The organism is Vibrio cincinnatiensis DSM 19608 (assembly GCF_900167345.1).
GTDB classification, from domain to species: Bacteria; Pseudomonadota; Gammaproteobacteria; order Enterobacterales; family Vibrionaceae; genus Vibrio; species Vibrio cincinnatiensis.
Map to the genome: position 1 here is coordinate 1 of NZ_FUXB01000028.1, position 9,510 is coordinate 9,510.

At 41.6% G+C, this 9,510-nt stretch carries 8 protein-coding genes and 1 tRNA gene; 2 read left to right on the forward strand and 7 right to left on the reverse strand.

Going from position 1 to position 9,510, the window contains the following annotated elements; translation table 11 throughout:
* From B5D54_RS16185 to B5D54_RS16200, 4 genes are all read right to left on the reverse strand, one after another.
* The coding region (locus B5D54_RS16185) for an IS110 family transposase (RefSeq protein WP_139364798.1) at positions 1 to 257 on the reverse strand (257 nt) is incomplete at its 3' end.
* Between the two features lie 168 nt (positions 258 to 425).
* Positions 426 to 2,366: a HAMP domain-containing methyl-accepting chemotaxis protein gene (locus B5D54_RS16190; protein ID WP_078927581.1), complete on the reverse strand. Its 1,941-nt coding sequence runs from the start codon at positions 2,364 to 2,366 to the stop codon at positions 426 to 428.
* 707 nt (positions 2,367 to 3,073) lie between these two features.
* Positions 3,074 to 3,148: transfer RNA gene (locus tag B5D54_RS16195), tRNA-Gly, on the reverse strand.
* Positions 3,149 to 3,336: 188 nt separating this feature from the next.
* On the reverse strand, positions 3,337 to 3,879 hold the full coding sequence (locus B5D54_RS16200; protein ID WP_078927582.1) for a DUF3332 domain-containing protein: 543 nt from the start codon (positions 3,877 to 3,879) through the stop codon (positions 3,337 to 3,339).
* Between the two features lie 319 nt (positions 3,880 to 4,198).
* Here B5D54_RS16200 and B5D54_RS16205 point away from each other — a divergent pair, with 319 nt between their 5' ends.
* Positions 4,199 to 6,550, forward strand: coding sequence for a fatty acid cis/trans isomerase (locus tag B5D54_RS16205; RefSeq protein WP_078927583.1), 2,352 nt, complete (start codon positions 4,199 to 4,201; stop codon positions 6,548 to 6,550).
* A gap of 148 nt (positions 6,551 to 6,698) precedes the next feature.
* Positions 6,699 to 6,887 carry a hypothetical protein gene (locus B5D54_RS16210; RefSeq protein WP_078927584.1) on the forward strand — a complete coding sequence of 63 codons (189 nt, stop codon included), beginning with the start codon at positions 6,699 to 6,701 and terminating at the stop codon, positions 6,885 to 6,887.
* A gap of 706 nt (positions 6,888 to 7,593) precedes the next feature.
* On the opposite strand, the gene B5D54_RS16215 is transcribed toward B5D54_RS16210, so the two are convergent.
* The 3 genes from B5D54_RS16215 to B5D54_RS16220 form a co-directional block, all read right to left on the reverse strand.
* Positions 7,594 to 8,310 carry an ankyrin repeat domain-containing protein gene (locus B5D54_RS16215; RefSeq protein WP_238843259.1) on the reverse strand — a complete coding sequence of 239 codons (717 nt, stop codon included), beginning with the start codon at positions 8,308 to 8,310 and terminating at the stop codon, positions 7,594 to 7,596.
* A gap of 97 nt (positions 8,311 to 8,407) precedes the next feature.
* Positions 8,408 to 8,674 (reverse strand): hypothetical protein, encoded by a 267-nt coding sequence (locus tag B5D54_RS17265; RefSeq protein WP_158116481.1) that lies wholly within the window; start codon positions 8,672 to 8,674, stop codon positions 8,408 to 8,410.
* Positions 8,675 to 8,709: 35 nt separating this feature from the next.
* The coding region (locus B5D54_RS16220) for an RHS repeat domain-containing protein (protein WP_176129404.1) at positions 8,710 to 9,510 on the reverse strand (801 nt) is incomplete at its 5' end.

Sequence of the window (9,510 nt, forward strand, 5' to 3'; positions counted from 1 at the left end):
CGCCCAACAAATGGTTTTACATGCTGAGCTGGAATAAGAGCCACTGTATATCCTAGCTCTTGAAATATTCTGCCCCAATGATGAGAAGTTGCACATGACTCCATTGCTAGAGCAGTTTGCTCTGGTAGTTGGCGGACAGTATCGAGAAGCTTATCTCGCTTTACCTTTCTGTTTGATAAAATTTGTCCATTTGTACCCAGAACACACACTTGGAAGAGATTTTTCGCTATATCAATACCGACAACTTTAATAGACATACTTGTTACTCCTGCTCTTAATGGTTGTACTATTAGTTTGGCACAACGACGCTAGAAGGGAGGTGCGTCCATCACATCAAAGCCCTTCAACTATTGTTCATTGCATAGCGAATATTCACCATCAACAACCCATATTGCACGAGTTGTTGATAAGGTGGTCTAAAATGTCTAGTAAGCTAACGTAAACTCTTCCACAAGCGTTTTTAACTCGCTAGCAAGACGAGCAATATCGGTACTAGAAGCGCGTGTTTGATCAGCCGCAGCAGCATTTTCTTCAGCAACGTGCTTAACATTAATAATATTTTGATTGATGCTTTCAGAAACAGAACGTTGCTCTTCAGAGGCACTGGCAATCTGAATGTTCATCTCTGCAATCACATCTACCGCTTCAGTAATAGAATTGAGAGCAGCACTGGTTCTGCGAGCAAGATCGACACACTCATCAACTTGTACCGCCCCCTGCTTCATCGAATCGACAGCAACTTGTGTTCCCTGTTGGAGCTGAACAATGATCTGTTCAATTTCAGATGTTGAATTTTGAGTACGAGATGCCAGTGAGCGAACCTCATCCGCAACAACAGCAAAACCTCGCCCAGCCTCTCCGGCTCTAGCGGCCTCAATAGCCGCATTCAAAGCAAGTAGGTTGGTTTGATCGGCGATTTCTTTAATAACATTGAGAATAGAACTGATATTAAGCACTTCCTGTTCAACATGGTGAACATTATCGGAAGAGTCGTTCACTATCTGAGCTAATGTGTCAATTGAATTGACGGTATTATTGACAATTTTAGCGCCATTTTCTGCTTCATTCGCAGCCACATGAGCGGAGTCCGAAGCTTGCGCCGCATTATTGGCCACCTCAGCAACGGTTGCCGTCATTTGGTTGATAGCGGTCGCAACTTGTTCAGTTTCTTCTTCTTGCGACATGATCCCACTGGTCGTTTGCTCGGTCACAACGGCCAGTTCTTGAGAAGAGGAAGCGAGCTCTTCACTAGCACGAGTAATCGTTATCATCATTCGATTTAAACGAGAAGCGGCCATTTGAACAGCATTCAGCAACATTCCCATTTCATCTTCACTGGTTTTCCCTACCTGAATAGACAAATCACCATCTGCTAATTTTTTTGCGAAATCAACAGCAAGATAAATCGGCTTGGTAATATTAATGGTAATAATATAGGTACTAATAAGACCAGCGATGACAGCAATCGCATAAAAAACCAAACTGAACTGGATACTACTTGAGATAGACTCAATAACACTAGCACCAAGATCATCCAACTGTTCTTTAAAGGATTGCTCTACTCCCTTAATAGCGGTAAATAGCTCATCACTGGTAACATCAATATTACTGTTAGCAAGATCAATATCATCTACAATTCCTTTACTAATATTAGCTTTTTGAGCTAAGTAACGGAATTTCTCATTCAACGAGACATAATGCTCATTCGCCGATAATTTTTTAGCAATAGCGCCCAACTCTTGTTCAACAATGCGCACTTGCTCGTTAAATTTATTAAACTCAAGCTCTCGTGAGGTAGCAATGAAAATATCTAATTTACTAAAAGTGATTTCCATGTCTGTTGCTATCTTAGATAAGGACAGCGTTAATGAGTCATCATCAATATCAAGAGCATAAGCTTGTAACATCTCGATGTAATGACTTATTTCCTTCATTGTTGGAGAAATTTCAGATTCATAAAGTGTTGACTCTTTATGATATAAATTAACAATATCCTTACTTCGACCTTCATAGGTTACAATTGATTTTTTAACAATATCAATTTTTTCTTTATTTTCTGATTTACGAAGGCGGCTTCTTAAAGAATCAATCTGACCACGAACATCGATTAAATCACTTGAAAAGTTTTTAAGAAAAGAATCATCTTTAGATAAGATATATTTCTCAACAGAACTATCAATTGAATAAATCTTTGAAGCAATATCAGAAACCAGATTATTTTGATTAACCAATAACTGATAATTATCAATACTATCATCTGCATCATTCAGACTGGATAATGTAATCATAACTGCCACAGAAAGAAGTACAATCACACAACCAAATCCAAGTGCAATTTTAGTTGCAACTTTTAAGTTTTTAAACATGAGAAATTTCGACACCTTACGATAAAAATCCAATGTTTACTGCTTGGTCTACTTTTATCTCTTAAAAGCTATCATTTAAATTAACGGAATAAATGAATGATGACACCATGAATCATTCCAAGAAAAACTCATTATCCTGATTGATAATCATCATATTAAAATCATTATTTATACTGTCAATGATTAACCAAACAACAGTGACATTGAACTGATTAAACTACTTATAAATTATGTGAGATCGTTAACCATACTCTTATAAAGCACGGAGAAGAGCCCTTCACTCTTTGTCAATGAGAACATTCCATTTTCAGGATATTCCTTCAAAATTATATCGTAGTTTGACTTTCTTTTATCTAAAAGCTTATAAGAAAACACAAAGATTAATAATGGAAAAGATAAATATTGGTTGTATTCTATACAGAACAGCTAAGCGTTGTTTAGATTTACATGATCTTTTGTAAAGTAATCTTTTACCATAGAGGCTACCGCCATTATTGTTTAATAATAGCAGTCCTAATAGACATATTTATCTAGTGAACGATCACTAAAAAACATTAGAGAAATGTCCAAAGACGAGAACAAGAAAAGAACAGAGATGAATTAGGAGATTACGTACGAGTACGTTTCATCATAGGAAAAGAATCGGAAAAAAAACGCCATAAGCGCTTAACATTAAAAATGAGGGAATTTATAGTGATAAAAGCAATTGGAGCGTGCGGCGGGAATCGAACCCGCATCATCAGCTTGGAAGGCTGAGGTAATAGCCATTATACGACGCACGCTTTGTTTGGTCTGGCTTGCTTACGGGATGTATATTGCCATATTTATGAGAAAAGAAAAGTCTTTTTTTTAGATTTTGTTTTGTTTGCTCGTAAAATAAACAAAATGATATCAATAGGTTACTTTTAAAGCACTCAGATAAAAAATAACCCCCCGTGAACGGGAGGTTAAGAGTTGGTCATGGCGGTGATTAAATCTGAGAGGCTTGGATATAGGCATCCAACTCTTGATTACTCACAACCGTGACCAGTTCATCATCTAAATAGAACGCCACCGTTTCTTCGCCTTTTGTACCACGAAGCACTTTATGAGTACCATCAACGTAAGTCACTTCCATTTGTAGAGTCTGCTCATCTATTTGTTGCATGGTCGCTTTTTCAATCGGCAACACTTGGGTCTGCAATGGTGCATCCGTCAAACCGCTGTTTAGCTGATCGTTCACTTTAATAATGGCATCAGCAGGCATATCCACAACCGCAGGTGATTTTCCTGTAATAATGTTAGTCCCTGTCCAAAATTCAATAGAGTTGAAAATCAGTAAGTCTGCCACACTGGCTAAACCATAAACAGGAGCAAGTAGTAAGAACAAACCTTCACGCGCATATCGGTTGTCAACAACCTTTAAATTAGCTTTTGTCACCAGCCCAGTCGTGGCCATTTGCCCCATACAACCCGTTAGTATGCTAACACCTAGAGCCGTGACGACTGCTATTTTTACTGCTTTCTTATTCATAATAATGTTTACCACTTAGTTTACGTGCTTTACCACAGATACGCCGCGATAATAGAGATTTGTACGCCCTGAAAAAATCTCTATTATGATATTTTACGTGCTTCTGACTGACCACTGTAATTGACACTGCACATATCACCAGCACAAATGAATAGCACGCCATCAATAACAGCTATTTCCCTCTCTGATAACTTATTCTTGCCAAAACAAAAAAAACGCTCCCTACTTAGATAGTTCCCATACCATCAAAGCAAAATATTCGCATGCCCCCCTTATGCTTGCGTATACTTAGCACACATTCCATTAATTCTATGGCGAAATGAACTTACGCAAACTCTTCATTATTAGCTTGGTGACCCTTTTCTCTGGTTGTGCTGTTTTAGCAAGCCTCAACTATGATCAACTGTTTGGAAAGCCCCAAGTAAGAGAGCGACAAGCTCCTCTAGATTCCGCTACTGCTCATTTTTTTCTTGATCAAGTCAAACCGATTATTGATAAACGTTGTGTAGTCTGCCATGCCTGCTACGATGCGCCATGCCAACTAAAGATGTCTTCCGTTGAAGGCATTGATCGAGGTGCCAGTAAAGAAAAAGTTTACCAAGGTACACGCTTAACGGCGGCATCCCCCACTCGGTTATTTGAAGATGCACAACGCACTAAAGAATGGCGGGAGTTTAATTTCCACCCTATCCTCAATGAACGAGAACAGTCGCCCAATGCCAATTTGCAAGCTGGTTTGATGGCTCGTTTATTGATGCAGAAAGAGGCCCATCCCCTCCCGAAACAAACTCAGTTGGAAGGGTTTGACTTCTCAATTGATCGTGAAGAACAATGCGTTGCGATAGAAGACTATGAGCAATACCAAGCCCAGTACCCTGACTGGGGAATGCCATTTGGGATGCCCAACTTAGCTCAATCCGATTACCAAACATTAATGACCTGGTTAGAAAATGGCGCAATCATGAATGCCCACCTTCCACTCACCAAGCAGCAGCAAAGTTTAGTCGCACAATATGAAGCTTTTCTGAATGCGGACGCGCTAAAGAATCAATTAGCAGCTCGCTATATTTATGAGCATTTATTTCTCTCTCACCTCTATTTTTCAGATCTAGCAGAACCTCGATTTTTTACACTCGTTCGTTCGGCAACCCCTCCGGGTCACCCCGTAAAACGGATTGCTACTCGCCGACCTTATGATGATCCAAACGTTGAGCGAGTCTACTATCGTTTGATTCCCGAACAAGAGACCATCGTTGATAAAACCCATATGCCTTATGCCCTCTATCCACAGCGGCTCACAGATTGGGTAACATGGTTTATTGACGCTGATTATTCCGTCACTCAACTGCCGAGCTATCAACCTTCCATTGCTGCCAACCCCATGACGGCATTTATTGATTTACCCGTAAAATCACGCTTCAAGTTTATGCTTGATAATGCGCAAAATACCGTGATGGCCTTTATTAAAGGCCCTGTATGCCGAGGACAGTTAGCACTCAATGTCATTAACGACCGTTTCTGGGTCTTTTTCTTAGACCCTGATAAAGCCGATATACCTGAAGTGAATGAATTCTATCGATCTCAAGCAGAAAATTTAAAACTGCCCGCAGAGTTAGAAAGTAATACACTGCCATTAACGCATTGGGTTCGCTATGCCAAGCAACAAGCGCGGTATCTAGAGGCGAAGTCCGAATTCATCAATCATTGGTTTAAAGATGGCACCTACTTAACCACCAATCTCATTTGGGATGGTAATGGAACCAACCCGAATGCAGCATTAACGATTTTCCGTCACTTTGACAGCGCTTCCGTCGTGCAAGGTTTGGTTGGGGAAAAACCCAAAACCGCATGGGTGATTGACTATGCACTACTTGAACGCATTCATTACTTATTGGTCGCAGGTTTTGATGTATATGGTAATTTTGGCCACCAATTAATTACCCGCATGTTTATGGATTTTTTACGTATGGAAGGAGAAAGCAACTTTGTCTCTTTCTTACCTCGTGAGGTTCGTCATATAGAAATGTCCAGTTGGTACCAAGATCAAAGCCCACAACTGTCTGATTTTTTATTGAGAAATGTCACACCATTTGATCAACCAAGCCAGGTGAATTACACCACGACTCAGTACAAATCCGAGCTATTCGATAAGCTAAAAGCGCATGTGCATCCGATTTTAAGCACGCGTTATGAGATTGTGGATACCGGATTACTCCCTGAGCATGAAAAAGCACTAGCCAGTATCAATAAAATTAAAGGTTCTGGATTAAAAGCAATCCCGCAAATCATAATGTTGATGATCGACAACCTCGATGGGCAATCGCAATTGTTTACGCTGCTGCATAAAAACGCGCATACCAATATCTCTAGCCTGTTTGATGAAGAAAAAAACCGTGATTATGCTAATGATGACCTAACCCTAGTGCGAGGCGTTGTGGGTAGTTATCCAGCAGCTTACTTAAAGCTCAATGAACAACAAATACCAGAATTAGTGTCACGGTTACAACGTTTAAGTAATGAACAAGATTATGTCGCATTGCTGGACCGGTTCGCTGTCCGTCGTAGCGCTGATGATTTTTGGTCTTTTAGTGATAAAGTCCACGCTTGGTATCAGCAAGATCAGCCGATTGAATTTGGTCTACTCGACTATAACCGCTTCGAAAATCGTTAATACCTATAGAAATACCCTCAATTTGAATTGGTGCCATAGCCCGCTTGTTCACATTGAGGGACATCTCAGCAAAACTGATCAACTGGGTATATACTAACCAAGACGATCAGTGACACTCCCAACTCAAGTGAATAACAGGAGGTGTGAGATGAGCATTAGAGACAGCATTGATGCACTCGAACAACAAATCTATGTGGCTTGTTCAGAAGGCGATTATCAAACCGTCAATCAGCTTGAGCAGCAATTAGAGCAGTTACGTGGAGAAATGGAACATCCTTTTGATGACGACCCCTACGCACTCGAAGGGCGCACATTTCTTGATGATGACTGGAGATAATTATTAAAAATAAGGGGGAATAACCCTATTTCCCCTTATTATCTCCATTAGTATAAAAGTAATATTCTCATTCTTTATTGTTAATAAATATCGAAAAATATAATAAATTCAATCTGTTAAATCGACGAAGCTGAACCTGACCTTTGGTTTGGCTCTGGTTACCTTAAGCGCCATACTGATAACGCCAGCCGCGATTTTCCAACCGCTTATCACCGCTGCATTGACTCTGTGTATCACTCGGGTAGCATCATAGTGGTAGTGGGTCGTAACAGTAAGCCAAGGCGTGTAACTTTTGAGTTTGTTCACTCAACAGACCATTGGGTTGATAATGATAAGAAACCGTGCGATGCGAACAGCTTGTTGGCACCATCCTCGGCAATAATCGCCAGTGGTTGTGCTGATTTTGGTCCTTTACGGTTTATGGTAACCATGGCAGGAAAGTTGGCTTACGCGCCCAGTTGCAATGCCAATTCAACAGCATTAGCGTCTTTTTGTATAATAAACCAGAGCAGCGGTGTAATACCTTCATCGCCACGGATATTGAGGTCGATACCCTGAAGTCAGCAAAACATTAAACCTGCTCAATAAATATAAGCGCTGAAAGAACTTGCACACTTATGCTTTGTGAACAGAGAAGCAAAATATCATTGATTGAGAACCATTAAAAGGCAAAAGCTTAAGCATCAACCGCATCAAATTAACTCCGTTATTGATTACGCTGCGCTCTGATTTCCTTTGGCGTTGGCGGGGGAAAGCTTATTCCTTTATCTTCCAGCATCTTTTTTGCTAGGCGCACTTCATCGCTGAGCTTAAAGTTAGGGTTTCTTCGATGGTTGTTGAAATCGGTTTCTATCGCATGCGCTAACGTAACACCGCCTTTGTTAGGAATATCATATTCAATACCTAATGCCAGCATTTTGATTACAAAGTCATATTTCATTAGAGAAGCTGCATATAACGCAGCATTACGTTTTGAATTATCTGTAGCATTAATATCAACACCATACTCCAACAGTAGATTGAATTGCTGCCAATTATCATGCCCTATGGTGCCAAAGATAGCGGGTTGGCCAGTAGATTCGTCTCGGGAGTCCGGGCTAGCGCCGTATTTTAGTAATAAACTAAATAGTTGATTATCTCCATCACCGGCAATAATCGCCAATGGTTGTGCTGGTTTTGGTCCTTCACGGTTTATGGTGACCATGGCAGGAAAGTTGGCATCTGCGCCCAGTTGTAGGGCCAATTCAACAGCACTGACATTTTTTTGCATAATAAGCCAGAGCAGCGGTGTAATACCTTCATCGCCAACAATATTTAAATCGACACCCTGAGCCAATAGTAACTTAGCGTTGGTAGCATCCTGACGTTGAATGACGCGTAGCAGTTTCACCATCTCGGTATCAAAAAATAACTCGGCTTTCATATTTTTTCCTTCAGACTTGCAACTGCTAAGCAGAGCAACAAGCACAATTATTAAAACGGGTAACAGCTTTAAGACTGTTGTAAGCGATACTTTTGCATTAACCATTATAAGCCTTTGAGACATTTGACAGGGTTTCTATATCTTCAGCCTTTTGCGCTTCTATACCATCAATAACCTGATCCATACCATGCTTAGCTACAGGATTGCCGCCCTTAATGCTAGGCAGCTCCAGCATAGTGCCAGCGGCTTTGGGTAAAGCGTTAAAGGCAGTAATACCTATTGCAACCAGTAAGCCAACGACAGAGCCTCCGATAGCGGCGGCAGCACCGGCAAGAACGGCCTTTGTACCCAAGCTTTGCGCCATAGTTAACACTTCACCTTTAACGGCCTAGGTGGTAATCAGCTTGGAAGCATCGGCAATGGATAGCCCATTTTGGCGGGCCGCTGTTTTATTGCGCACAGCCCTGTCGGGTCTATCCACATCACTGGATTGGGCGCGTACTGATAGTGGTTCAACCCACCCAATAAACCAATCGGGTCTGGTTGGATAAAACGGCCTGTGCGCGGGTCGTAATAACGGGCTAAGTTATAGTGCAGCCCCGTTTCATCATCGTAATATTGCCCCTGAAAACGCAGCGGGTTGACCACACGCTCGATTGCTATCTTGGCTTCACCCCATGTCTCGTAGTGCGCTTGCCACACCACGTCACCTTCAGGCGTCACTAACCTGAGCGGCGTGCCTAGGTGGTCACACTGATACACATAATACTGGCCGTCTTCCAACAATAAGGCTGGTATATGGCTATCAGGTTGATAAACATACCAACGGTATCGACCTTGATGATATTCGCCAATTAACTGGCTCTCATGCCAAATAAATTCCGTCACCCCCGCTTCAGTGATTTTGCGGCTACGGCGCCCTAAAGCATCATATTCATAGTGGGATAAGCCGCCATTGTTCTCCACGGCCACCAATTGATTCAATGCGTTAAAGCGGCGATGCTGAGCCTGACCTTCCCCTTCCGCTTGGCTCTGGTTACCTTGAGCGTCATACTGATAACGCCAGCCACCATGTTCCAACAGCTTATCACCGCTGCATTGGCTCTGCGCGTCACTCGGGTTACCAAAAGGGTCGTACTGGTATTTCTCTTCCCGCTTACGGGTGGTCACTCGAGTTAACTGACCTACAGCATCATAGTG

Excerpts from the sequence above, each read along its gene's own strand:
- B5D54_RS16200 (WP_078927582.1), bottom strand. The coding sequence starts at position 3,879 with ATGAATAAGAAAGCAGTAAAAATAGCAGTCGTCACGGCTCTAGGTGTT.
- B5D54_RS16190 (WP_078927581.1), bottom strand. The coding sequence starts at position 2,366 with ATGTTTAAAAACTTAAAAGTTGCAACTAAAATTGCACTTGGATTTGGT.
- B5D54_RS16205 (WP_078927583.1), top strand. The coding sequence starts at position 4,199 with ATGAACTTACGCAAACTCTTCATTATTAGCTTGGTGACCCTTTTCTCT.
- B5D54_RS17265 (WP_158116481.1), bottom strand. The coding sequence starts at position 8,674 with ATGGCGCAAAGCTTGGGTACAAAGGCCGTTCTTGCCGGTGCTGCCGCC.
- B5D54_RS16210 (WP_078927584.1), top strand. The coding sequence starts at position 6,699 with ATGAGCATTAGAGACAGCATTGATGCACTCGAACAACAAATCTATGTG.
- B5D54_RS16215 (WP_238843259.1), bottom strand. The coding sequence starts at position 8,310 with ATGAAAGCCGAGTTATTTTTTGATACCGAGATGGTGAAACTGCTACGC.